Origin of the sequence: uncultured Acinetobacter sp., from assembly GCF_947626835.1 — a bacterium.
Lineage (GTDB): Bacteria > Pseudomonadota > Gammaproteobacteria > Pseudomonadales > Moraxellaceae > Acinetobacter.
On the sequence record NZ_CANQTS010000004.1, the window covers coordinates 44,228 to 66,949 of the forward strand.

29 protein-coding genes are annotated in these 22,722 nt (G+C 40.6%); all 29 read right to left on the reverse strand.

Annotation, left to right across the window (positions count from 1 at the left end):
- Positions 1–483: 483 nt before the first annotated feature.
- On the reverse strand, positions 484–1,476 hold the full coding sequence (locus tag Q0Z55_RS03580; RefSeq protein ID WP_297424239.1) for a contractile injection system protein, VgrG/Pvc8 family: 993 nt from the start codon (positions 1,474–1,476) through the stop codon (positions 484–486).
- The gene (locus tag Q0Z55_RS03585; protein WP_119064391.1) at positions 1,467–1,676 is read right to left on the reverse strand and encodes a tail protein X; all 210 of its coding nucleotides are present in this window, start codon (positions 1,674–1,676) and stop codon (positions 1,467–1,469) included. Before Q0Z55_RS03585 ends, Q0Z55_RS03580 begins: the two co-directional genes overlap by 10 nt.
- Positions 1,677–2,135, reverse strand: coding sequence for a phage tail protein (locus Q0Z55_RS03590; RefSeq protein WP_297424244.1), 459 nt, complete (start codon positions 2,133–2,135; stop codon positions 1,677–1,679).
- Entirely contained in the window at positions 2,135–4,417 is a 2,283-nt protein-coding gene (locus tag Q0Z55_RS03595) for a phage tail tape measure protein (RefSeq protein ID WP_297424246.1), read from the reverse strand. The genes Q0Z55_RS03590 and Q0Z55_RS03595 overlap by 1 nt, the downstream gene beginning before the upstream one ends.
- 206 nt (positions 4,418–4,623) lie before the next feature.
- A complete protein-coding gene (locus Q0Z55_RS03600) occupies positions 4,624–4,908 on the reverse strand; it encodes a phage tail assembly protein (protein WP_297424248.1) in 285 nt (94 codons plus the stop codon).
- A 3-nt stretch (positions 4,909–4,911) separates the two neighbouring features.
- Entirely contained in the window at positions 4,912–5,421 is a 510-nt protein-coding gene (locus tag Q0Z55_RS03605; protein WP_297424250.1) for a phage major tail tube protein, read from the reverse strand.
- A 12-nt stretch (positions 5,422–5,433) separates the two neighbouring features.
- The gene (locus Q0Z55_RS03610) at positions 5,434–6,627 is read right to left on the reverse strand and encodes a phage tail sheath subtilisin-like domain-containing protein (protein WP_297424252.1); all 1,194 of its coding nucleotides are present in this window, start codon (positions 6,625–6,627) and stop codon (positions 5,434–5,436) included.
- A gap of 76 nt (positions 6,628–6,703) precedes the next feature.
- Positions 6,704–7,318, reverse strand: coding sequence for a hypothetical protein (locus Q0Z55_RS03615; RefSeq protein WP_297424255.1), 615 nt, complete (start codon positions 7,316–7,318; stop codon positions 6,704–6,706).
- A 2-nt stretch (positions 7,319–7,320) separates the two neighbouring features.
- Positions 7,321–8,445 (reverse strand): phage tail protein, encoded by a 1,125-nt coding sequence (locus Q0Z55_RS03620; RefSeq protein ID WP_297424258.1) that lies wholly within the window; start codon positions 8,443–8,445, stop codon positions 7,321–7,323.
- Entirely contained in the window at positions 8,446–8,976 is a 531-nt protein-coding gene (locus Q0Z55_RS03625; RefSeq protein ID WP_297424260.1) for a phage tail protein I, read from the reverse strand.
- Positions 8,973–9,890, reverse strand: a complete 918-nt coding sequence (locus Q0Z55_RS03630; protein ID WP_297424263.1) for a baseplate J/gp47 family protein — start codon at positions 9,888–9,890, stop codon at positions 8,973–8,975. The genes Q0Z55_RS03625 and Q0Z55_RS03630 overlap by 4 nt, the downstream gene beginning before the upstream one ends.
- The gene (locus tag Q0Z55_RS03635) at positions 9,887–10,219 is read right to left on the reverse strand and encodes a GPW/gp25 family protein (RefSeq protein WP_297424266.1); all 333 of its coding nucleotides are present in this window, start codon (positions 10,217–10,219) and stop codon (positions 9,887–9,889) included. The genes Q0Z55_RS03630 and Q0Z55_RS03635 overlap by 4 nt, the downstream gene beginning before the upstream one ends.
- Before the next feature lie 5 nt (positions 10,220–10,224).
- The gene (locus Q0Z55_RS03640; RefSeq protein WP_297424269.1) at positions 10,225–10,749 is read right to left on the reverse strand and encodes a phage baseplate assembly protein V; all 525 of its coding nucleotides are present in this window, start codon (positions 10,747–10,749) and stop codon (positions 10,225–10,227) included.
- On the reverse strand, positions 10,746–11,321 hold the full coding sequence (locus Q0Z55_RS03645) for a hypothetical protein (protein ID WP_297424272.1): 576 nt from the start codon (positions 11,319–11,321) through the stop codon (positions 10,746–10,748). Before Q0Z55_RS03645 ends, Q0Z55_RS03640 begins: the two co-directional genes overlap by 4 nt.
- Complete coding sequence (locus Q0Z55_RS03650; RefSeq protein WP_279734051.1) at positions 11,306–11,815, reverse strand: phage tail protein; 510 nt, start codon at positions 11,813–11,815, stop codon at positions 11,306–11,308. Before Q0Z55_RS03650 ends, Q0Z55_RS03645 begins: the two co-directional genes overlap by 16 nt.
- Entirely contained in the window at positions 11,812–12,141 is a 330-nt protein-coding gene (locus Q0Z55_RS03655; RefSeq protein WP_297424279.1) for a hypothetical protein, read from the reverse strand. Before Q0Z55_RS03655 ends, Q0Z55_RS03650 begins: the two co-directional genes overlap by 4 nt.
- Entirely contained in the window at positions 12,141–12,449 is a 309-nt protein-coding gene (locus tag Q0Z55_RS03660; RefSeq protein WP_297424281.1) for a hypothetical protein, read from the reverse strand. Before Q0Z55_RS03660 ends, Q0Z55_RS03655 begins: the two co-directional genes overlap by 1 nt.
- Positions 12,450–12,494: 45 nt before the next feature.
- Positions 12,495–14,474: a phage major capsid protein gene (locus Q0Z55_RS03665; protein WP_297424284.1), complete on the reverse strand. Its 1,980-nt coding sequence runs from the start codon at positions 14,472–14,474 to the stop codon at positions 12,495–12,497.
- Positions 14,475–16,034 carry a phage portal protein gene (locus tag Q0Z55_RS03670; RefSeq protein ID WP_297424286.1) on the reverse strand — a complete coding sequence of 520 codons (1,560 nt, stop codon included), beginning with the start codon at positions 16,032–16,034 and terminating at the stop codon, positions 14,475–14,477.
- A 3-nt stretch (positions 16,035–16,037) separates the two neighbouring features.
- On the reverse strand, positions 16,038–16,583 hold the full coding sequence (locus Q0Z55_RS03675; protein ID WP_297424288.1) for a hypothetical protein: 546 nt from the start codon (positions 16,581–16,583) through the stop codon (positions 16,038–16,040).
- A gap of 115 nt (positions 16,584–16,698) precedes the next feature.
- Complete coding sequence (locus Q0Z55_RS03680) at positions 16,699–17,067, reverse strand: hypothetical protein (RefSeq protein ID WP_297424291.1); 369 nt, start codon at positions 17,065–17,067, stop codon at positions 16,699–16,701.
- A complete protein-coding gene (locus tag Q0Z55_RS03685; protein WP_297424294.1) occupies positions 17,064–17,996 on the reverse strand; it encodes a hypothetical protein in 933 nt (310 codons plus the stop codon). The genes Q0Z55_RS03680 and Q0Z55_RS03685 overlap by 4 nt, the downstream gene beginning before the upstream one ends.
- Positions 17,997–17,998: 2 nt before the next feature.
- Positions 17,999–18,244, reverse strand: a complete 246-nt coding sequence (locus Q0Z55_RS03690) for a hypothetical protein (RefSeq protein ID WP_297424296.1) — start codon at positions 18,242–18,244, stop codon at positions 17,999–18,001.
- 76 nt (positions 18,245–18,320) lie between these two features.
- On the reverse strand, positions 18,321–20,321 hold the full coding sequence (locus Q0Z55_RS03695; protein ID WP_297424298.1) for a phage terminase large subunit family protein: 2,001 nt from the start codon (positions 20,319–20,321) through the stop codon (positions 18,321–18,323).
- Positions 20,314–20,817: a terminase small subunit gene (locus Q0Z55_RS03700; RefSeq protein WP_279698867.1), complete on the reverse strand. Its 504-nt coding sequence runs from the start codon at positions 20,815–20,817 to the stop codon at positions 20,314–20,316. Before Q0Z55_RS03700 ends, Q0Z55_RS03695 begins: the two co-directional genes overlap by 8 nt.
- 62 nt (positions 20,818–20,879) lie before the next feature.
- The gene (locus Q0Z55_RS03705; RefSeq protein WP_297424306.1) at positions 20,880–21,473 is read right to left on the reverse strand and encodes a lysis system i-spanin subunit Rz; all 594 of its coding nucleotides are present in this window, start codon (positions 21,471–21,473) and stop codon (positions 20,880–20,882) included.
- A 12-nt stretch (positions 21,474–21,485) separates the two neighbouring features.
- A complete protein-coding gene (locus Q0Z55_RS03710) occupies positions 21,486–21,689 on the reverse strand; it encodes a hypothetical protein (RefSeq protein ID WP_297424308.1) in 204 nt (67 codons plus the stop codon).
- Between the two features lie 13 nt (positions 21,690–21,702).
- Positions 21,703–22,320: a lysozyme gene (locus tag Q0Z55_RS03715; protein ID WP_297424311.1), complete on the reverse strand. Its 618-nt coding sequence runs from the start codon at positions 22,318–22,320 to the stop codon at positions 21,703–21,705.
- The gene (locus tag Q0Z55_RS03720; RefSeq protein ID WP_279734059.1) at positions 22,320–22,688 is read right to left on the reverse strand and encodes a hypothetical protein; all 369 of its coding nucleotides are present in this window, start codon (positions 22,686–22,688) and stop codon (positions 22,320–22,322) included. Before Q0Z55_RS03720 ends, Q0Z55_RS03715 begins: the two co-directional genes overlap by 1 nt.
- Positions 22,689–22,722: the final 34 nt, after the last annotated feature.

A 22,722-nucleotide genomic window follows, 5' to 3' on the forward strand; every position in this document is an offset into this window, starting at 1 on the left:
CCCTTTTGGATTGTGTTTTTAAGAGCCACGCTTGTGGCACAGCCCCTAGAACCGGTTTGCTTAAATAAAACCCTGAGAGTATCGTCCCTCAGGGCTTTTCAGTCAACGAAATATGCTTTTAGATCGCGATTTTGCTGAAATTTTATACGTATTTTTCAGTTTTATCGGTGTTATATTCTAAGTCAAAGCATATACAAAGTGTATAAAAAATATACGCATTCAATTTAAGCCAAGAATGCTGATCAATCAAGTTGAATTATGCAAAAGGTGTAGGCATAAAAAAACCACGCAAGCGCGTGGTTTTTTAAAATCTTGGTAGGTATAAGCAGACTCGAACTGCTGACCTCTACGATGTCAACGTAGTATCTTTCCAACATAATCAATAATTTAATTTAATATGACGTAATATTGACGTAAACACAAGATTATCCACAGTCTGTAATTAGCTGTGTAACAACATTATAACATGTCTAATCAAACTAGCTACTCTTCCTCTTTCAAACTTTTCACACCATTAACAGATGTTTTAAAACCAACGCTCTTGTCAATATTATGTGTACATTGCTCAACAATCCAATCACCAGCAATTCCCTCTCTGAAATTCACAAGTGTTATTGGCATTTCTGCTGAAATTTTAGGATTACCAGGTAAATTTAAACTAAGACTATCCTCACCACGGCGTGATTGATCAAGTGATGCTTGTGCAGCAGCATATGCACTTTTCTCATCCTGATAACTATGTCTTAATCTTTTTACAGGCTCACCATCTCCGACTTTAACTTCTTTTCTTTTAGCACCTTTTTTATCATGCCAATAAGCAATTACAGTACCTGCACTATCACTTGTGCTCGATGTCATTTCCCAATCGCTCACTTGTTCTTTAGCCAAAATCAAATTAGGTAAGTCAATATCGCCACGTTTTACGAAAAGTAGCTTTCCACCTGCAGGTTTACAGATCACATCGTACCTTTTAGCGATACGTAATAAAAAGTTTAAATCCGATTCATCAGACTGATCAAAATGCGGGAGTTTAATTTTAGCAACAGCATCACTTACAAACGGATCTAAACCATGCTCTCGTGCAATTTTAGTGACTACTGCCGACACACTTGTATCTTTTGGCCATGATCTTGTTTTTTGAGATGCTAATGATGTAATTCCGCTTTTACTTGTCAATTGAGGTACAGCACGACCACGGATCACCATTTTTTCAGGTGGTCCAGATAACGAAACTTCACTAACAATAAAAAGCCCCATATCAATCATTGCTAAGTCGTATCCCATGGAGATTCTTAACTCAGCCCCTTTTTTTGGTAACTCAATAGGACGTATAGGGTCATCAATTAAAGATATTTCGCAAGTATCTGATTCATAGCCTGTGCCATCAGTAATAGAGATATATTCATACAAATCTGAAATGATGCTGGTGATATCAGTTTCATTCGCAATGACAGAGAAGCAAGGTTTTAATCCCATAATTTCACCTTCTGCTTTTCAGTTGATTGTGTTACTTCAGGCAGCTCAATCAAAACACCCGCAGGTAAAATTGCTGGATAATCTGTAATACCAAAATTCGCTTCAATGATGTTTTCCACGACTTTGTTGTTCGTGTTTCCATAATAGCGATAAGCGATTTCATCTAAAGTATCACCATCTTTCGTTGAATATTGAGCCATTTATATACCTATTGCATTCATTAGTGTGCCAAGTAAACCTAAGCGCTCAGGACTATCAGAGTATTTGCGCATATTCACTGTAAATTCCTGACGGCGGGGAACACCAAAGGCAGCAAACCTAGTCTGGCCTTCTGTAATGCTACCAATCACCCAATAACCTAAAATTCTACCTGTACCACTCACAAGTAATTGAGGCTGTCCTGTTGCAGCCAATGCTCTTAGATCGTCAATTTGCCCAGTACCACCTTTAAACTCAGGATAAACTACGCCTGTTAATGAAATTGCATCTTCACCTGGTCCTAAATACTGTAAGTTATCCCAACCGCCAAAAACCGCTTGTTCTCCCCACTTATAATTTGTGGTTCGATTCAGTTCTTGATATGCAGCTGTATAAATACAAAACCTAAATGTTCCCAACTTCATCATTGAGAGGAATGTACCGAATATTTGACCTTTCATTATTGGCTATACCCCACATCTAACATTGAACCGCGTTGAGCAACTGCACTGGCTCTATTCATTTTTTGCATGACCAAATTAGCAATTTCATTTGGATTTTGACCTGGTGCAGCATTAACCGTAAAAGAGTTGGTTATGTTTGGTTGAGAAACAATACTCTTTGTATTAGCTCCTCTAATTTGTGGTGCAACTCCTGTTCGGTATGGTACTGCTGCTGGCTGTGCTTTTGCTGGTGCTTTTGAATTACCAAAACCTAAAGAGCTTTTTACAGCACCAAAGAATCCGCCAATAGTCGGTGCTTTATTTGCAAGATCTGCAACCTTACCAATAATTCCACCAATATTTTTATGAATCCAAGATAGGGCATCGACCAATGTCGTAATTGGTTTTAGGATCCATTCAATCGCTGTCCCAACTACCTTACCAAATGACTCGCCTGCACTAGTGGCTGTCTTTAGTTGTTCTTCAGTTGCTTTAGCCGGTGATATCAGCTTCATAAACCAGTCGTAAACAATCCCAATCCCACGACCAATCAATTCGACAACAGGATGAAGCCATGACATAGATTTATAAAGATCAGTGAATGATGTAACTACAGGTGCAATCCCCTGTTTTAATCCAGTCCAGAAACCACTAAAGAATGCTTTGATTCGATCCCAGTATTTATAGATCATCACACCAGCGGCAATCGCAACGGCTGCTACTGCGCCCCAAGGGGTTCGCATCAATGCAAAGCCAATTTGCCGAATTACTGGCATAAATTTTGCGAATGATAAACGCGATATTGTCGCACCAGCTTGCAAGCGTGCGAACATCCCAGTCGCAGCAAGAAACGGTGCTTTAACCGCCACCATTGCGAGTCTGAGCATTAACCACCCAACCTTAAATGCAGTCAAGCTAGCTAGTGCAACAACAATTGCGCCAACAATTTTCGGGTTTTGTTGAACAAAAGTCGTTATTCCGTCAATCACTGGTGTTATTGCGGTTGCAATTGCAATGAAGGTTGGTTCCAGCGCATCACCGATAGCGATAGCCATACGCTTGAATGATGCAACAACAGTGCCACCCCATGACTTCGAAGTTTCACTGATTAGAGCGAAATCTTTATCTACAACACCGTCAGCGTTTAGAGCCGACTCCTTGATTTTTTTGTAATCATCCCATTGCTGAATCATTGGACGCAAGAAATTTTGTACTTGCATGTCTTGGAATAATTCACCGATTAGCTTCTGGTCGCCGCCATTTGTCGCCTTGATAACACCTTCCATTGCTGCTTCGAATGGGTTGCCGCCTTCTTTCTGTGCCTTGGTGATAGCTCCATATAGGTCAACGCCCAATGCATCAGCATTCCCTAATGTTTTTGGTGACAAGATTTTTGCGAAAAAGTTTTTCATGTTGTTCGCGGCTTCCGCTTCATCTGCGGCACCTTTTCGCGCGATCTGCAAAGCTGCGCCCATTGTGGCCGCTGCCTCCTTGCCTTCCATTTTTAATGCTTTGAATGACGCACCAAGAACTGGTAAGTTTTCGGCCATCGCTCTAAATTCGAAGTTCCCGTCTTTACCAGCTTGAGCTAATGCATCTAGCGCGCCGATCATTTTGTCTGGCTGAATATTTAGCGAGTCTTGCAATGTGTATGCGGCGCGTGCTGCGTATTCAACGTCTGTGCCTGTTGCGATTGCTGCTTTACCGATCGGTCTAAGCATTTTTGTAGCGGTGCCAATGTCCAAGCCTGCGGCAGTCAAGAACCCTTGTGCGCGTTGCACTTCCTGTGGTGTGGCTGCCAGTTCCTTGGAAATATCCATAATTTCTGACTTAAGCCCACTAATCTGCGCTTTCGTCATATCGGCAGTGTTGCCAATCATTTGCATTTGATAATTAAATTCTGACGATTCTGCCAACATTTTACCAATAGGCAAACCAACCGCCAAAGCAGTACCAACAGTCGAACCAATCTCACCGTATAATTTTTTGGCTTGTTCGGCATTTGCAAGGCGTGCGCGTTCGGAACGATTTAGCCGATCTTGTGCTATGCGAAGGCGTTCAAGTTCTCCAACAGTCTGTGAATAGCGACGGCGCAAGTTATCAACGTTATGCCCCATTCTTCCAAACGTTTGAATAGAATCTGTTAGCATTCGCTGCCGATTCTGTACGCGTTGAATTTCAGAACCGATTTTTCCTAATTGAGAAGTCGTACTGCCAATTGCAGTGCGTAAAGATCCTGCGACTTCACCACCAATCGTGATAATGGCATTTAATTTCTTATTTGACATTGCATCTGACACACTTAAACCAATGTGCCATTTTGTTATTTTTAATACATTTTATTCATTATTCACTTATGCAAAGAAAAACCGCACTTAAGCGGTTTCTCTTGGTAATCCATCACACCACCAGATCAATCTTGAAATTGGTAATCTCTCAATTTCCGAAAGTGACCATGAGGTAAATGATGATAGTGCAATCACAAGCTGGCGAATGTCATTTGCACTTATGATGTAAAAAGTCGATATGAATCCTGAATGCGACCATAATCACGTAAACCAAGACCTTTAATAAAGCCAGGTTCAATTTCACAAAGATTTGTGAACATAGTGATTTCTTGCTCTGCACTAGACTTGCCTTTGCTTTGTAATTCAGCAGTCAATAAATCTTGTACAGTTGGCTCACGCATTACAATATGTTGAATCCCACCATAAGCACGGCTTAATTCAATTGTATTTTCACCTTCACCTTCTTGAATATAATCTTTTTTTAGATTTTCTTGATTTTCCATTTTTTACATTCCTAATGCTGAACGAATATCTGCAAGTACATCTGTACCATTAATAATACGAACCATGTTGATCACATCAACTTCATGGATCACTTGACCACCAATGGTCTGTTTGTAATACGTTAGCGATAAATCATATTTATCTTTTGGTGCTTCACCAGCTTTTGATGTGCCTTGGTTAATTTTGACAATCTTACCTGTTAAATTATGAACTACTGGTGTAACTGTGCCATCGAATGATTCCATAGCTTCACGAACAGTAAATGAAGTCAAACTACCTTCTTTTACACCAAATAGAGATAGCACATCACGATCATGTGAATTCAAAGTAAAGTCAGCTGTTAGCTTTTCCATACCCATCGTGATATCAATCGGGGCATCCATACCACCAGCACGATATTCTTCAGTCTGTAAAGACAATTCAGGCATATTGGCTTCATCTGTATTACCAGCGTAGCCACGACCATCAACAAATAGATTAAAATTCTTACGAATATCCTTTGCTACACCCATCTCAAATACTCCTTAAGAAAAAATCTCTTTGATATAGTCATTGACCAAGTGCGAACGGAAAATAATATGCTCAGCTGGATATACAGGCGTAAAGTCAAAATCAAAGTACACTTTACCTTGAGCAATTTGATCTGGTGAATTGAGCTCAGGATCCGCCCAACAAGAACCACCCAAAATAGCACCAATGTTTGTAAGGTAGCGTAAATAAGCATTTACCCCTTCAACTACATCACTGACATAAGTTTTTGTAATACCACGGTCTACTGCCCAAAGATGTGAAGCTTTTAAAGATTCATCAATCATATCGGCTGTACGTACTACACATAAAAATGCCCACTTCGGATCAGTGGAAAGTGTACGGTTACCCCAAAGACGATAGCCTTGCTGACGAATAATTGTTGTGATGTTATTTTCATTGAGCAAATTAGCGCGACAGTTTGCATCACCCATTGCAAAATCAATTGCGCGAGCAGTACCAACAATACCATTAATTTCTTGGTTAGACGGAGACCACCACCAACCACGATCATTGTCTGATTTAGCAATTAAACCAGCAACACATGCACTTGCCCATTCTTGAGAAGTTTCACCAGCAACTGATTTTAAAACTTTAGGATCAACAAGGAATACGCGTTTAGAACCAAAGTCTTTTGAGTATGCAATTGCATCAGCATCATTAGTGTTAGGACCATCGGCAACAATGACTGCTTTTAAGCGCTCTGCAATACCAATTAATTCCGCAACAACTGGATTTGATGTAGCTGGTGTTTCGCCAACTGCTTCTGTACGAGTGTGTGTAAAACCAGGTGCAATTAGAATTTTAGGAACAAAGCCTGTGATGTTTTCAGATGCTAGGAATGCATGAACACCTTCATATGTGCCAGTGTTTGCATCAACACCACCAATTACATTTGCTAATGTAGCTGGTGCTGTTTCCTCTTCATCAATACGCACAACAATAACCACGGCGCCAATTTGATCAAAAATAGAATCAAGCGCTTGTGGCAATGTTCCTTCTGCTCCAAGCTTTGCTGCAAGCGCACGTGACCCTGCAATTAAAACAGGTTTATTCAGTGGAAAAATTAAAGGATCGGCTTCTGGTGCAGATCCAATCAAACCAATAGTGGAACTACGCACAGTAGTAATGGGGCGCGCACCATCATCTACCGTGACGTTTTGAATCCCATGTAAAAAAATATCGCTCATTAACCGCAATCTCAGTTGAAGATTTTAGTCAATTTTTACGCTTTAAACAGTTATTTTCATTATTCACAATTGTGATTTAAAAAGTCATACTCAATTCCCAAAACTCATCAATTTCTTCATCTGTTTTACCTAACAAGTCACGCATCACATCAATGCTGGGGTCTGTACGAACGAAGTTAGTCGCATCTTTAAAACCGATCATTGTTAATTCACGTGTAAATTCATCTTCAATTAATAAGATTTGAGCTTCTATGTCTAAGGACTTAAAGCCCATTTCAATTAAGCCACGCATAAATTGATAGCGTGTGAGTTTTGGATATTGTGAGCGTTTATACGCGAGTTTTTCTTCTTCAGTTCGTAGATCAAGCCAGTCATTGTCATTCCAAACTTCAAAGTGAGAATTAGGTTTTAACTCTGTAAACTCATCTTTGATTTTTCCTACATAATCGACTTTTGATTCAGTTTGATCTAAAGTTGAGTACACTGTTTTTTCACGATGATCTTCTTTTTGTTGCCATGCTTCACCATTCCAGACTCTTACAAAACCTTCTTGAAACTCTAGTGGTACAACAAGCGTGCTATTTGCAGCAAGTCCTGTTCCGACTTCCCATTTATAATCAAAATTTCCGCAGTAAATGCCGAGACTGTCAAATGAATAAAGTCTTACTATTTTTGTTTCTTCTGCAAACATGATTACCCCGCTTTCACAATATATAAAAATGCAATGTTTTTAACTCTAGTTTCTGTGCTTCCTACTGCGCCTGTTGATCCTGTTTGACCTGCTGTAACACTAAAATGTCCTGCCCCAGTCGCTGTTTGTATATTTACATTACGGTTCCAAGTTGGGTGACTGTGCGATTTAATGGCATCATCTTGCTCACTCAAAACAACACGATCAGTATCAATACCACGTCCGTAATCCAAACCTCGAATACTATATGCACGCAAATCTGGTAGCTTTGGGCCGTACAATGCATAAAGCTTGGGATATGTGGCTTGCGATATTGCTTGACCCATCATAGCTAGATAACCTGTTGGTGGTGTGCTTTTTGGGTATGCAATCGGACAGTAATTCAAAATATCAAGTGAATCACCTAAAATCTTACCTTGTGCAGCAGTTAAAGCTTGTGTGTTGCTAGTGCTTGTTAGTGTGTTGTTAAGTGAAACAGATAAAACTTCATTTGCAACACTTAAGCCTGTGCCAACTTTAACACCGCCTTTTGTTGTTGTGCTTGCTGTAGGCAGAGAGTAAACAGGAATGTTTGTTATCTTTTCATTCAGCACTTTACCTTGTGCAGCACTCAATACCTTAGCTGAATCATTCGTGGTTAAGTCGTCTACGATTTCAGAACGCTTAATATAATTTTCGTCAATCCATGCTTGTGTTGCATAAATTAACGATTCATCTAACGTCAGTTCAACAACAGAACCATCTGTCACATTTTGAGTAAAACGAAGTCGATATTCACTTACACCGCTTGGATCAGCTACCTTTTCAAAAGGTGCATGTGAACCATGTGAAATCAATTTTTCATTCGCAATGATGCCCATTTCACGAATGGTAAAACCACCAACATCGGATGGAATAATGGTTTCAATGACAATCCAATTTGCATTGGTAGGATGACGTTCATATTTAGTGACAGCTTGACGATGAACTTCACGAACTAAAAATGTTCGTGCCTTATTTGGCGTTGGTACAGAGCCATTGCCATCTCCAAAAGCAATATGAGTGATATTCAACTTTGTATTTGTGGCAATTGCATTCGCTATTTCAGCGTCACCTAAATTTGTTGTGACATTATAATATTCAGCCATTTATGCCCTCGGCTCACTTGTATACGTTAATGCTGTTTGATGCACAAGAATATTGCGGATCGTTAAAATCGGATTTGTTGTAATAGTCAGATTGGTTAAATGTCTTGAAGCCGCTTTTGCATCAGAAACAAGTCGACTAATTTCGTTATAGACTTCTTGATCTAAGCTTTTCCCAATTAAATCCAACTCAAGATTGAAAGTACCTGGTATTAAATTCGGCTCAGCCTGAAACCATTCGATGAGCTTTACTTCATAACCAAAGGGTTCTAGTGCACGTTTGATTGCCGCTGCTGTTCCCTTAATTCGATGTTGTTCAAGTGAATTCTTAATCACATTTCGTTTTAGGGAGTCTTGCCAGTTCTCATCCCAATAATCGACCGACTTTTGCCATGCGATAAATGGTAAAAACTGCGCTGGTACCTGATCGATATCTTTGATGATACGAATCGACGGTAAATCAAAAGCATCTTTACCTACTTCAGCAAGTTTTCGTTCTAGTTCTGTGGAATTTGGAGGAAGTAAAGTTTTCAAACTACACCTCCAACAGTAATATTTTTAGCAGTGCAGTATGGGTGGTGATAACTATCCATCACCAAGTCTGCTGTCGGTGAAATAATCTCTACTCGTTCAATACCGTCCACATGCAATGCAGCATAAACTGCAGATAGATAGATACTCTCACCATTTTTTTGAGCATTTTTAATATATTTATCTAATCGAATATTTGCTGCTTCAAGTAACAATGCATCCTCAGCATTTTTACCAACATATAGAGATGCTTCAATTTGGTAATTTGTTGCGATACTTGATTTGACGGTTGGTCTATCACCAACTGGACGCACTGTATCAGGATCTAATGCGGTTTGAACTATTTGAATTAATTCTGCTGATGCTGCACCATTTTCACTATCGACTTGTGTAATCACAATGTCTAAAAAACACGGTGTTTCTTCATCTGATTTGACTTTAATACCATCAACACGACCATCTGCTGATAATGTGAAATAACGATATGCATTAGCAGAGCCTGCTGTATTCATACCATCAAATGACAAAATACAACGTTCTTTCAATCGTTCGTCAGATTCATAAACTGCTGGCAATGGTGGAGTGGCAGAAATGTCTTCAGGAGTTACGATTAAACGTGTTAATCCATATTCTGTGAGTGCTAAATGGTCTAAATCTGATTTTTCCGCATAAGCAAGCAACAAAGATCTAGCGTCAGCATTACATTTTGCTTGATAAAGCATTTCCAGATATGCATTTTCTTGCAGTAACTTTACTACTGGTTCAGATTCACGTTGCAATAACTCTCGTACTGCTTGTTGTTCAGATGCATCATATAGAGATATGAAGCTTTCTTTTCTTTTTGTGAAAATAGCTTCGTAGCTTAATTCTGTGATTAAGCTAGGCGGTAAAAGCTGTGAAAAATCGACTGTACTCATTTGCCCACCACAATCCCGTCCAATTGAACAGTTTTTCCATCAAGTTTGTATTTACCAGTGATTCTTAGAACAATCTGTCCTACTACTGCGCTCGTTATATCTACAGCACTAACCACAAGGCGATCTTCCCACTTCATTAAGGCTTCAGCTGTTTCTGCAACAATATCAACCACTGTACTTCTATTAATTGGAGCATCAATTAACTCAAATAATCGAGAGCCATAATCACGGCGCATCACTCGCGAACCAATCGGAGTATTTAAAATATCGGCAATCGATTGTTTTAAATGCTCCAGCCCTGTCAATTCACGACCCGTTTCAGCATTCATACACATTAGTTCACCGCCCCAGTATTACCACTGCCAGTTTGAACACCTTTATGTGAATGGTCTTTACCAATGCTTTTACCTTTATGTGTTACATCAGAACCATTAAATTCAGCTAAGCCATTTACAACCAATTCACCATTAATCACAACCTTGCCACCTGAAGCGGAAAGATCGATATTCAATGTATGACTCGCCTTGTTGTATTCAACCACAGTCCCATCTGCATAAATATGCTTAGGATTTTCACCATCACCAGCATTCGGAAAGGCATCTTGAGATATCGCAAATGCAATAACACCTTGTGACAAATCACCCGATGGAGATAGCACTACAACTTGCTCGCCTTTGGTATAACCACCATTCCATGAACGATCTGCTCCAGCACGTGATTTAGACCACTCAAGACCTGATACCAACTCACCATCAAAATCCACCGTTGCAGTACCAGCAGCTAAATCAACGCTATCTACACGACCTATCTTTATAAGGTTTGCAAGGATGCGATCCATCTGTGCTAATGCATAACTCATGGCAGTATCTCCTGATAAGCACTTGAATGAGCGCTACCAATTTCAGGCGACCAACCAAACCATGCTGTAGGCGTCACACCTCCAGATTTCCAAATACTCTCACCAATATGAATGGGTATAGAAAAATCCACACGCCAAACATCATAGCGGTCTAGTCCAGGATAAAATGCATCTTCAGTCACATCTAAAAGAGTTAATGGACCTGTTTTTAACTCATGAAAATGTTTGTTTTTAAAAAGGTATTGCGCGAGTTTTAAGGCAAGTGCTCTTACCTTTAATTTTGCAAAAGTTGGATTGTCTTGTTCTTTTTCCATTGCATCAATAACAACGCGCGCTTCAATGCGAGCAAGCATAGGTAATTGTTCTGTGCCCGCATCTTCTTCCAAATTTAATTCAAAGTCTGGAACCTCAAGCAACAATGCTGGTAAATTTTCTTTTTTTAATGGCGTGCGATCATTTTCACTTCGATAAAATTCAATCAACTTAAAATCATCTTTAAATTGATCTGAAAGTTTTTTTACAATGTTCTCATGCATTGCAACGATGTCTGTTCCTTCTATCGCATCTGCCATTTCAATTCATGCTCCAAAACTTTAAAAAATTGCTCTTGGTACCCATTAGAAAAAGCTTGGCCATCTAAATATGAATCTGCTTTTTCTTTAATTTCTAACGTTTGCTTTTCAAGTGGCAAACGTCCTTTTCCTTGTCTTTTAAAAACTTGACCTTTAGCAATAAAAGCACCGTCTCGCTTATGTTTGCCAGCAGTCACACCACGTTTAGTTTCACGTGCATTTAAATGAATCAATGATATTTCGTTTAAGCCATACCAAAGATTGATTGTCCAACCTGTACTTGTTTTTTGAATCGTCGTCTTACGCATTCTTCTGCGTAAAACCTTCTGCATAACTTGAAGCTCTGCACTCAAACCTTTTACAGTTCTCGTTTGAATCCACTTGGCCATCTTATTTAAAGTACGGCTTAATGCAGCATTAACTTGTTTTTCTGTAGGCTCTAACTCAGCAATAATTGATTCAATGCCTTGAGCACTAATATCAAGAGAAATCATGCATTCACTTCAAGTTTAAGAATAGACATTCCAGTACCGTCTTGCTGTGGATATGTCATCACATGAAATTTTCGACCATCAGAAAGTAACAAACCATCACCGCGTGCAACACCTTTAACGTCACTTGATTTGCATGTAAAGCGTGGCTGAGCATCATCAACTTCATATTCACCGAGCTGAGCATTTAAATACGGCTCATCAAATATGCCTGTTACTGGCTTATCATCAGATCCATTTGCAAACTGAACCGTTGCAGTAATAGCAAAACCACCTACTGCATCAGTTTGTAGAAAAACGTCTAAATTTTCCCAGCTCGGCGAAGTCATTATTCGTCTGCCGCAGCTGCTTGAATCGCTTCGATTAATGCATACTTGGTAAGCGATGCATCAAGTTCAATTTCATATTCATGCAGTGCAAATTCAACCAATTGAGCTTTTGTCATTTTAGCCAAATCAATCTCTTCATCCCCCTCTTGGGTGGAATCGGTTGCTTCAACCAATACGCCACGACCACGCGCCAATAAATCTTTTGCAAGATCTTGATCAACTTCAACTTCAGCGCCTGCAACACGAATTTCACCATCAATTACAACAGCAGAAGTTAAAGCGATAACTACAGTTAGTTTCTTAACCATTTTTATATGCCTATATAAAGTCTAAAGACAGGTTAGAAACCAGCATTAAGCTGGTTTCTTGCCATAGCAAATTGATGCAGTATTGCGAAGAATAAAGTCTACGTCTTGGAAGCCAACAATGCGCACGCCACCTTTAGCACTTGATGAATACGGATCGACAGTAATATCAAGACCACCCCAAAGTGCGATGATTAAGTCGGCAAAGTTACCGAAGAACACATCACCATTGGCAATTTGATTGGTTACTTCTGTGCGGTAGCCGTTCATTGTATTGCCTGCTTCCCAGATTGTACTTTCTGTACCAGATCCAAAACGCGCTGTTGTTTTTGCATGACCGCGCATTACTGCGTTAATCACATATGCCATACGGTCTGCTTCTGCATTATCAGATGCAATTTCAGACTCCATTTTCACCAATTCAGCAAAAGTAGGATTATCCGCAGCAAAATTCACGGCGTTAATGCCTGAAATATTTTTAAGGCCTAGTGGCTGATTTGCAGAACCTGAACCGTAATAAGCAGCATGGTCAATTTTCAATGCAATTGAACGGTTTAAATCATTCCAAACCAAATCTTCTGCTGCTGGAGAGCTTTGTTGTAAAAGCTTACGTGTAATCTCAACACGGCCACCAACTGTTTTAGGAGATGCTTTTAATTGTGAAGTAGTAGGATTTGAACCGCCAACCTCTTCATCTTCACCCAACCAATATGCTGTTGAGCCAGCAGTTTGTTTTGGAATATCAACATCGCCAACTAAACCACCCATCACATAACCAAGACCCATGATTGAAGTGCGGTTGCGAAGCATGTCAATAAACATGTCTGCACGATGGTCTTCAGCAACAAGGCTTGCACCAGAGCTTGAAGTACCGCCTTTTTCAAACGCACGATTTAAAACATCGCTTGGCACTAAAATACCTTGTGCAGTACGACCATACGCTTTTTCAGCTTCACGGCTACATTCCATTTCAAAAGCAGCTGCTTCTTTATCTGCTTGTGTTGCATTTGGAAGTAATGCACGAATTGCGCGGACCAAGCTAAAACGCTGAACTTCCGAATCAGACAAACCAAGGTTACTATCACGCGTTTGTTCGCGTAACGGTTTGCTTTGTTTTTTATGGGTTCGTTCTAAAATTGCGGCTTGCAAATCTGTTGCTGTTTTATTTTCATCAATGAATTGACGAACCAAGTCACTCGCACCAAAACGCTCACCTAAAGCAATAATATCGCTTACACGTTTGCGCTCTGCTTGCGCGCCTTGCTCTGCTGTATCATCAACAGCGCGAACCAATTCGATTGCACCAAAACGCTTACCTTCTGCGTCTACTTGTTGACGTACTTGGTTGCCCTTTTCGTCAGTAAAATATTCCCAATTCATAATGTGTGTTCTCTGTTGATGAGGAATTTGAGTATTGTTTATTTTTTCATTTTGCAAATTCGTAGGCGTGTTTTCATTATTCACAATTGCAGAACGCCCCACCCCCACTGTGATATCCGCAGGTACAGATACAAGTGAAATCTCATAAGGTTCCCAATCTGTAATGAGATAAACATCATTATCATCACGTGTTTCTTTTAACTTGGCACCGAGTACGCGATAACCCACAGATACATGCTTACGAATACCATCTTTAACATCTTGAAAAATCTCTTCTGCATGTGCTGAGCGCCCAAAACGAACTACCGCACGACCTTTGCGATCTGCATCAATGCGCACAGATTCAACAACACCCACCTGATCATCCCAATCATGATTCAGCAACAAAGAACCACCAATAATGCGGTCCATACGCATAGCGCCAGCACTATGATCTAGTACCTCAAAACCAAACCAACGCTGAACCTCCACTTCACTTGAAAATGAAAGCTCTACAGTGCGTTTTTCTTCATCAATTGAAGCGCGCTCAAAAGTAAAAGAACGCGTTAATGCCTCCTTGTTAAATTCAGGCAACACAGTGTTTGAAGCATCACGTGTAAAATAGGTACCAGCCAAAGCCATCGCTAAATTGATACGGTTAATTTTCATTTACATACCTTCCTTTGGACGACCTACCGCCCCTGTTTGTTTGCGCCCCATGCTGGCAAGCACCATTTCTTCTGCGGTTTCAGCAGAAAAACCTTGATTAATGTATTCGTCTTTCATTGTTTTTAAATCACGCGCGGATTCTGCCCACACGGTTTGCGGATCTTTACCTTGTTCGCGAATTACAGAGCCTGGTGAAGTCAGCATGTTATTTTTTGCTTTTTCAGCGGCTGCTACTTCGCTTGATGGATCGATCCACGTCCAACGACGTGCTTGCCAAGAAACCTTGCTTAATCGGTCAAGCTCCAATGCCTGATATGAAGAACCATTTTTTTTCTTAATATGGCCTTTCAATAGCGAATATTTGAGCCATTCAAAAAATACAGGCTCAATCAGTGTTTCAATTAGCCATTGTTGTAGTTCTTTCCAGTGTTCGCGCTCATCCAATGTGCCCTGACGAATACTTGAGAAGTTGACGTTTTCCAAATCTGAAGCAAGGTTGTTATATAAAACCCCCATACCTGCCGCCATCGATCTAAGCATTGCTTTGTGAAATGGTAGAAATTCACCTGTTGGATAATTTGGCGACCACTCTTTTAACTCTGCCCCCTCGGGTAGCATCGGAAATTCACCCGCTTGCGATTCAATTTGAATCTCATCGTCTTCTTCAAATTTAGGACCGAAACCCTCACGCCACTGAATAAAACCCATTTTGTTAGCGGAAACACGTGCATTCACAATAGCTGAGTCTTCAAATTCTGAAATTTGATGTAATCGGAATAAGCTTGTAGAAGTCCAAGGCAAGCCACGCTTTTGCCCAACCATGTCTTCTAAAAATCCATGAATTACATCAGAAGCTTCTACACGAGTGTAATTGTTAGTCGCTGTTCGATAGTAAACATCATCACCATCTGTAGCATTAAAGTAATATGCGATTGGCTTGCCATAAGTATTAAACTCAATGCCTTGGCGAATAAATCTGCCATTTTTCAACTTAGCGTTGTAATCAATTGGACAACGTTGTGCATCAATCATCTGTAACGAAAACCCCCATGGCCCAGCGTCACCACCGCGAACGATCCGTGCAAAAAACTCACCATCCTTAGCTGCAGAAACCACGCAAGTACGCTGAATAGAGCGCCATGTTTTCTTTGATTGAATATCGCAATTTTCTTTTTTCGACCAATCAGACCATGCAAACTCAAGTGCATCATTGGCTTGGGCATCAAGTTTACCTGCGGAGTTTTTAACTTGTGCTTGAAGTGTCACACCAGTAGGGCCAACAATATTTTGGTGCACCATGCGAACATAGTTTTTCGCATAGTCATTGTTTGAGCATTGCTCACGACTACGTGCCACTAAAATTCTTTGATTGCGTTCAATTACTATATCCGCGCTGATCGGCATAGATGGCCACTTACTGTTTAAGCGACTTGAAACAGCAGCTTTAAAAGAGCGAACCATATTTCGATATAGTTTTTTTGGCTTGTTCACAGTTACGTCATTCAATTCTGTAACGTGTGGAGTTCTGATTTGGTCTTCTTTCTTTACTAATCCAAACATGGCTTACCCCAAACGCACACGTAATGTTTTACCGAACATGCTTTTGCCGGATAGCTTTGCTTCTTCACGGCTCACTTCTGCTCGATACTGATCACGTAGTTTCTTTAAAGTTTCTAGTGGTGTTCGATATAGTTCACGGTTGTTAATTCTGTATCGTTCTTGATCAAGAGATGCACGCCCTTCAATAGTTGCCTCAATTGCATCTAATGTTTTACGTGCATGACTTCTTAAATCTTGGCTTGTAGATATCGCTGCCAAGTCTGCTTTAATCTCAACAGCACCAGCTTCAAGTTCATCAACTTCACCAGATTCAGTTTGAATTGCTCGAAGTGAATAGCCGTAATGACCCGCTTTGTATTCTTTAGTAACCAAAGCTGAAATATTGAAAATATGCATATTGCCCTGTGGTTCTGCCTGCATATCAATTGCATCAGCACCACGTAAATAGGCGTGAATTGTCCAATCGGAGGCAGGATAAGCGGTCAAATTCAAACTAAATTTAAACGTAGTACCTGCTTTGATTTGGTTTGGAAATTGCTGACCACTCATGTATTTTTAACCAAAAATGCGTGTTTTCTTGGTCTTATCATTATTTTTTAGGCGTTTTTTTTCATTATTCACAATTGCAAAAAGCACCCTTTCGGATGCTTGTAAAAATTTAAATTTAAACTTCTTCCAGAACTTCAGAAAGCCCATTTAAGGCTAATGCTGCCTGCCAATTCTCTTGTGCGTCACCGTCTACGACTACACGTTCATATAAAACGGAAATAGCTGCTTGCATTGGCTCTTGTAGCTCAACAGATAATTGACTAATAAATGCATTGCGTAGTTCGTCACTGCTAAATTCGGCATAGTCATCAATGCGCCAGTAGCTATGACAGCCGTAGTGAGTCACTTCACCACTTTTATCGCAAAGCGGCACGCTGATGTTATTCGGGCCGCATTCGTAGACTTCTGCAAGCGCATTGATTAAAGCAAGGTAAGCGGCAGGGATGATATTCACGACTGATAAAATATAAAGATCACTTGTCATGTAGCCGCCCCAATTTTATTAAAATAATCTGCAACTTGACTGCGCTCTAGATCAGTAAGTGCGCGATTAATCAATAAGTACTGCTTAAAATCTTGATTAATAATATGTGCTTGATTGATTGCTTGATTATCTAAAATCTGTGTTTGCTCACCGTGCTTTACAGTTACAATCGTGCAGTTTGTTAAAGCGCTTGGGAATGCAATGTTTAGTGCATCATCAATGCCGTCAAATTTAATGTCGTTTTGTAATAGTGGTTTTTTAGCGCTATCAATTTGATATGCGTGATTTCCAGCCACTTCTTTAACCGAAACAGACTCGACTATTATTTGAGCACCAATAGCTTCTGTCGCGACTGCATAAGCACGTAGCACTCCCGAAACAGACGTAGCTTCCAAGATAAAAGTGTATTCAGTTGTAGTTGTTGAAGTAAGGGTAGTCCGATAGCTGAATTTATCAAATGCAGAAAACAATCGGAAATGCTGAGTACCGCCAATTTCATTTTTACGTGCAATGAATTTAATTTTGTAGAACTTGCCAACCGTAAGACCTGAAATAGGTATTTCAGCTCGATTAGCAGGGCCTGTTTGCGCTGTGACAACCAAAGCAGTACCCTCAATGCTAAGCGTAGCCCATACAGGCGATATTCCTGCAAGTGAGTTAAACCCTGCTGAATAGTTTGACAATTCATTGCCAAGTACCAACCCTTTGCTCTTATCCAACAGCAACCCTACAGGCTGCCCTGCTGCTGTGACTGGAACAATCCCTGTTGCATCTTGATAGAGTGTACTTAAGTCGTTAGGGTCGTATGCGAAGCCCTGCTCACCGTTTGAGAATAGTTTGCGCATTAGTGAGTGTATGGTTTCATTAACAAAAATGGCAGCTTTACCAGTTTTAGGCTCAATAGCTGCTCTTGAATTGACGATAGCCATAATTAACCTCGTCTTAATAAAACATCACCACCAACAACTTTGATGTAATGCCAGCTTTGCTGTAATACAGATGAATCATTAATAGCCAAATCTACAATCTTGACCCAGTTGACTTGATCGTGACTCCCATACACAGCACTCGCTGTTGCTGTTGATTGATATGTATATATAGATGACAAGCCTTTTATTTTGTAAATTTGACCATTTTTAAGAGTAACTAGCTCAGCTGGAGAGATTTCAGTAACCATTTTATTTACTCAAATATAAAATTTGAATGTAGTCAAAGCTAACTTTGAAATCATTATTCAGTTTTGTTGTTGGTATTTAGGACGGCTTCTTATTTCCAAATATTCGTTTTTTCTTAACCACAGCACTCTTGATAGCTGGCATGACTATTTTTGCTTGTGGCTTTTTAACAACCTTACGTTTAACAACAGTTTTAGGCTTAGATTCGGTATTCTCTTTATTTTCAATCACAGGTTGATCTGACACATCTATTGATACACGCTCAGCTACACGCTTTAAATTCGGCTGCATAATTTTTAAAGCAGCCAAAGCATATACACGACAATCCAGTGCTTCATTTCGTGCTCGATCTGGCTTATGCCATTCACGTATTGGCTGTCCTTTGACATAGCGGATAATCAATTTTTCAGCCGTTAATTGTCTATACCATTCACTTTCTCGGTCATGTGGAAAATGACAATATCCCGGTCCTTTCTTTTCTAAATCCAAACGGCGCATGACAGTGAGTTTGGCTTCATCAACCCCCACAATGAATAAATCAACTTTACGCTTATCTTTACCCGATTGCTTACGCTGTGGACTTTGCACAATCGGCATACCCCAACCGGCACGCCCTTTAATTGCAAATAATTTTCTATTTCTACGACTTTTTACATATTCATAGGCACGCTGTGTATAACCAGCCGTACCACCTGTATCTAAACATGCAGCCGAAACACTCAGTTGTGCACCCGATTCATGCAGATACGTAGCTTCAAGAATGTCGTCTAATTCTTCCCAGATTTCATCACCCAGCGGATCACCCCAAAGCACACGGTAATCAATAGACCAACTTTCTTCACCTACACCCCAAGCGACAATCTCAAGTTCTAAACGATCCATCTGCATGTCGATACCACAAGTTAGATAGACACCTGCGTTCGGCACACGTGCGACATATTCCTCAGCACGCAATTGAAGTATTTCAGGATCTGCCTTATCTCCATTTTCTTCATAAGTTTCACCCAGTGACACATTTACAAATACCTGTAAATCATCAAGTGTCAATTTATCCAAATAGGATTGCACGATGTCACGCATCTTACGGAATGTAGAAAGCATCTCTGGTGCGTGAAAGCTAATATGCCCCTTAAAAGGCTTTTCGGCTTTCCAACCATGACCAAGTTTTTCAGCATTGCGAATCGATGCAATGCGCTCACCATCAGACCACACTACACCACAGCATTCACAGCGATAACCCGCTGTTTCAACATCATGTTCTTGATCCAAATCCTCTTTTGCATCTTGAATATTTGTAGATTTTCGACCCTGCCAAGTGACATTTTCCCACCTTAAAAATTGCGCTTCATTGCAATGTGGACAAGGTACATAATACCGGCGCATATCACCTTGCTTAAACGCATTTTCAACACGGCTTGCACCTGCAATAGTGGGTGTGCTTGATTCAGTTCTTAATGCTTGGTCGCCAAATGTTGCAGAACGCTGAGCAAGTAATTCAATTGGATCACCTTCTGCCGTTGCCTCCATGCCGTCAATTTCATCGGCATGCGTAATTGGTGCAGAACGCGAACGCAAAGTTTTTGGAGAGCCTGCCCAGGAAAACATCAACCAACCACCAACGTAAGAAATCATGCGACTGTTATTCACACCATCACGGCTACGTGGCTTGGCCATCTTTTGTGAAATAGACCTGTTCGCTTCAATCATTGGACGAAGCTTAGTTTCTAGAAAAGTTTGCACATCGCCTTGTGTTGGCTGTACGAATATTTGTGATTTAGGCTCATGAGCAATGAAATAACCGGTTGCGCACTGCTGAATGGTAGTTTTACCAAGCTGTGCGCCTGTCATGTAGGTAATACGACGAACACCATATTCTTTAATGGCGTCAATCATCCCTCTTTGATAAGGTGCGTTATCAAAATTAATAGGACCCGGTATCGCATTACCCACAGGGATTTTAATATTTTTTTCTGCCCACTTGCTTGGCAAAATATCTGGTGGCGGTACCAGATGATGCATAGAGCGTTTTACAGCATCTAAAACAGATCCGTGATTACTGAATATAGATAAATCACTCAATCTCTTCCTCCTCCAGCTCCTCTTCCGCTGAAGTTTCAAGCGCCAAGACCAATTCAGCTTTTAATTTCTCTTTAAAAGCTCTTTCATCAGTTTCACCAAGTAGCTGTAAAACGGCACGCTGCGGCACATTCATAATATTTGCACGTATAGCAGCAAATACCATTGCTTGAGCACGCTCAAACTCTGCAATTAATGCAACCTCACCTTTTTTTGTGGCCAACTCTAATTCAGTAAGTTCTGTTTTTGCTTTTTGCTCACGCAATTTTAATTCTTCGAGGTCATCTGGAATGCCACCTGTTGCTCGATCAACTGCTTCGTCTTGGAGCCATGATGAAATTTGGGCTGTATTAAACTTCCATTCTTGCCCCTTTCCATGACCACGCACTACTACTGGGCAGCCTTTTTTTACCCACGAATCAACGGTTGTTAAAGCAACCCCAAAAACCTCTGCAAGCCCTGCTCTACTTACGTTTTGACCCTTTACAGCATTCGTCATGACAAGACATCATCCAAACCTATTTATATTTAAGAAGTAGTAGTATGTTGCGATTTTGAAATTCACACAGATATGAAAACCTGCGAGGTCTTTGCCCCCGCCTTGGGTGCCCCTCTGGAAGTACCTTGGGAAACTATTTTTTCATTGATATTAGATATATCGGTCTGACCGTTACAAAGCTCTCTGTCTTGCTTGATGAGAGCTTGAGCACTCTTGAGTTGCTCTGCTACGGCGTCTGCTCTTGCGGCATACCGAATAAGAAACTCGACATCTCTGTCGTGAAGTCCGCCTGTTGTGGTTGCATGATTGCCGCTGGTGCTGTTGGCAGTGCTGGACACATCGGGACATTGCTTGGCTTTAAGTGAGTCGCGCAACCTGAGATTGTTAGCGTGATACTCATTAATAAGAGTTGTTTCATTGTGCTGTAATTCCTTAATCTTTTCAAGGTACTTAGTCTCAAGTTGCTCTTGTTTTTTGTAACTCTCACGCTCTCTTTCGAGTGCTTGATCTGATTCAGCTTTCAGTTCTCGAATCATGCTTTCGTAATTGTCTATTTGCTGTGTGCGTGCCTGTGTATAACCATAGTCATAACAGCACCAACCAATGAAAATACTGGTCAGTAAAAAGCCAAGAGCAACAATGAGTTTAATATTCATAATCGTATGCAATTATCCAACTTTGCGATAAACGCTTTTATCTTTAGCAGTTAAGAAAATCCCAAAACTGCAACCATGTACGCCCAGCAAAAAACCCTTATATCCACCACCAACCACCAAGCGCCCTAACGCCTCAACGCAGTAAGGCGAATGCGGATCATATTTAGGTGGATTAAAACGATAAGTGATAAGAATGCGACCAATTTTTAAAGACATACCCAACACCACCTCATTTCAAAAATAGGAGTTTTTCTTTAGCACGGCGGTTCACCAGCCCGTTAATGACTTTGCCATTGTCATAGATCCAACGGTCGAACTGATTGGCAGCTAATCCAAACTTTGATTGGTTGATTAGCGTCAGCATGGTGCTTTTCACAAATGCTGTCTCGCCAACGTTGTAAACGAATGAAGCCAATGCATCGAATTGGTTTTGATTGAGTTTTACTTTGATGTGTTTATCAAGGCATGCATCCACCCATTTGCAATCGTTTATCAGCCATAAGTTTGCTTGGCCTTGGGTGCAGGTATCACCTTGTTTGACGGTCACACCATTTGGATACTTGATCGTTCCATAGCCAATTGTCCAAACACCGCCAGTATCTTTATAAGCTTGGTTCCGAAAGCCTTCACTTTCACGGATGATGGAATAGCCATAACCTGAAATATCAAAATGACCACTTACAGTATTGGTTAATGAAAACCCGATCAGCGTTGCGAATGTTGTTAAGCCATGGCATGCAATAATTTCATCGCCAGCAATCACTTGTGACTGCTCAAGCTTTCCGCCTGAGATTGATCGTAACCATGAATATGCCTGTGCAACTTGACTCGATTGATCAATACTCATCACTTACCACCCCGCTTAAACCAGTTTTTCATCATTTCTATGAAAAATGATGTAAATCCGACCTGCTTATATGCACCCGATTTAATCCAAGCGAAGAACTCTTGTAAGACCAACCCACCAAGCGCTCCAGTCAAAAACCCAATACCACCCGCATGACTCGGTGCAAGCGCCGTGTAATGCATAATGAGTAAAGTGAGGTAATGTGCCGTAAATGCACCCGACAGTAAAAACACGGCGTAGTCTTTGGGTGTTTTAAGCTGCTCTTTGTTATATCGAGTTGCCACAACCGCCCCCATCAAACCTGCAATCCAATACTGAAAATCGCTCAACAACTTCAACACAGCGACCCACCATTCATTTCCACCCATTTTTCCACACACCTTTTTAATTTTCTTTATTGTT

What these genes read in the sequence shown, in the direction of transcription:
- Q0Z55_RS03580 (WP_297424239.1), bottom strand. Translation starts at nt 1,476, where the DNA reads ATGGGATTAAAACCTTGCTTCTCTGTCATTGCGAATGAAACTGATATC.
- Q0Z55_RS03585 (WP_119064391.1), bottom strand. Translation starts at nt 1,676, where the DNA reads ATGGCTCAATATTCAACGAAAGATGGTGATACTTTAGATGAAATCGCT.
- Q0Z55_RS03590 (WP_297424244.1), bottom strand. Translation starts at nt 2,135, where the DNA reads ATGAAAGGTCAAATATTCGGTACATTCCTCTCAATGATGAAGTTGGGA.
- Q0Z55_RS03600 (WP_297424248.1), bottom strand. Translation starts at nt 4,908, where the DNA reads ATGGAAAATCAAGAAAATCTAAAAAAAGATTATATTCAAGAAGGTGAA.
- Q0Z55_RS03605 (WP_297424250.1), bottom strand. Translation starts at nt 5,421, where the DNA reads ATGGGTGTAGCAAAGGATATTCGTAAGAATTTTAATCTATTTGTTGAT.
- Q0Z55_RS03610 (WP_297424252.1), bottom strand. Translation starts at nt 6,627, where the DNA reads ATGAGCGATATTTTTTTACATGGGATTCAAAACGTCACGGTAGATGAT.
- Q0Z55_RS03615 (WP_297424255.1), bottom strand. Translation starts at nt 7,318, where the DNA reads ATGTTTGCAGAAGAAACAAAAATAGTAAGACTTTATTCATTTGACAGT.
- Q0Z55_RS03620 (WP_297424258.1), bottom strand. Translation starts at nt 8,445, where the DNA reads ATGGCTGAATATTATAATGTCACAACAAATTTAGGTGACGCTGAAATA.
- Q0Z55_RS03630 (WP_297424263.1), bottom strand. Translation starts at nt 9,890, where the DNA reads ATGAGTACAGTCGATTTTTCACAGCTTTTACCGCCTAGCTTAATCACA.
- Q0Z55_RS03635 (WP_297424266.1), bottom strand. Translation starts at nt 10,219, where the DNA reads ATGAATGCTGAAACGGGTCGTGAATTGACAGGGCTGGAGCATTTAAAA.
- Q0Z55_RS03640 (WP_297424269.1), bottom strand. Translation starts at nt 10,749, where the DNA reads ATGAGTTATGCATTAGCACAGATGGATCGCATCCTTGCAAACCTTATA.
- Q0Z55_RS03645 (WP_297424272.1), bottom strand. Translation starts at nt 11,321, where the DNA reads ATGGCAGATGCGATAGAAGGAACAGACATCGTTGCAATGCATGAGAAC.
- Q0Z55_RS03650 (WP_279734051.1), bottom strand. Translation starts at nt 11,815, where the DNA reads ATGATTTCTCTTGATATTAGTGCTCAAGGCATTGAATCAATTATTGCT.
- Q0Z55_RS03655 (WP_297424279.1), bottom strand. Translation starts at nt 12,141, where the DNA reads ATGACTTCGCCGAGCTGGGAAAATTTAGACGTTTTTCTACAAACTGAT.
- Q0Z55_RS03660 (WP_297424281.1), bottom strand. Translation starts at nt 12,449, where the DNA reads ATGGTTAAGAAACTAACTGTAGTTATCGCTTTAACTTCTGCTGTTGTA.
- Q0Z55_RS03665 (WP_297424284.1), bottom strand. Translation starts at nt 14,474, where the DNA reads ATGAAAATTAACCGTATCAATTTAGCGATGGCTTTGGCTGGTACCTAT.
- Q0Z55_RS03670 (WP_297424286.1), bottom strand. Translation starts at nt 16,034, where the DNA reads ATGTTTGGATTAGTAAAGAAAGAAGACCAAATCAGAACTCCACACGTT.
- Q0Z55_RS03675 (WP_297424288.1), bottom strand. Translation starts at nt 16,583, where the DNA reads ATGAGTGGTCAGCAATTTCCAAACCAAATCAAAGCAGGTACTACGTTT.
- Q0Z55_RS03680 (WP_297424291.1), bottom strand. Translation starts at nt 17,067, where the DNA reads ATGACAAGTGATCTTTATATTTTATCAGTCGTGAATATCATCCCTGCC.
- Q0Z55_RS03685 (WP_297424294.1), bottom strand. Translation starts at nt 17,996, where the DNA reads ATGGCTATCGTCAATTCAAGAGCAGCTATTGAGCCTAAAACTGGTAAA.
- Q0Z55_RS03690 (WP_297424296.1), bottom strand. Translation starts at nt 18,244, where the DNA reads ATGGTTACTGAAATCTCTCCAGCTGAGCTAGTTACTCTTAAAAATGGT.
- Q0Z55_RS03700 (WP_279698867.1), bottom strand. Translation starts at nt 20,817, where the DNA reads ATGACGAATGCTGTAAAGGGTCAAAACGTAAGTAGAGCAGGGCTTGCA.
- Q0Z55_RS03705 (WP_297424306.1), bottom strand. Translation starts at nt 21,473, where the DNA reads ATGAATATTAAACTCATTGTTGCTCTTGGCTTTTTACTGACCAGTATT.
- Q0Z55_RS03710 (WP_297424308.1), bottom strand. Translation starts at nt 21,689, where the DNA reads ATGTCTTTAAAAATTGGTCGCATTCTTATCACTTATCGTTTTAATCCA.
- Q0Z55_RS03715 (WP_297424311.1), bottom strand. Translation starts at nt 22,320, where the DNA reads ATGAGTATTGATCAATCGAGTCAAGTTGCACAGGCATATTCATGGTTA.
- Q0Z55_RS03720 (WP_279734059.1), bottom strand. Translation starts at nt 22,688, where the DNA reads ATGGGTGGAAATGAATGGTGGGTCGCTGTGTTGAAGTTGTTGAGCGAT.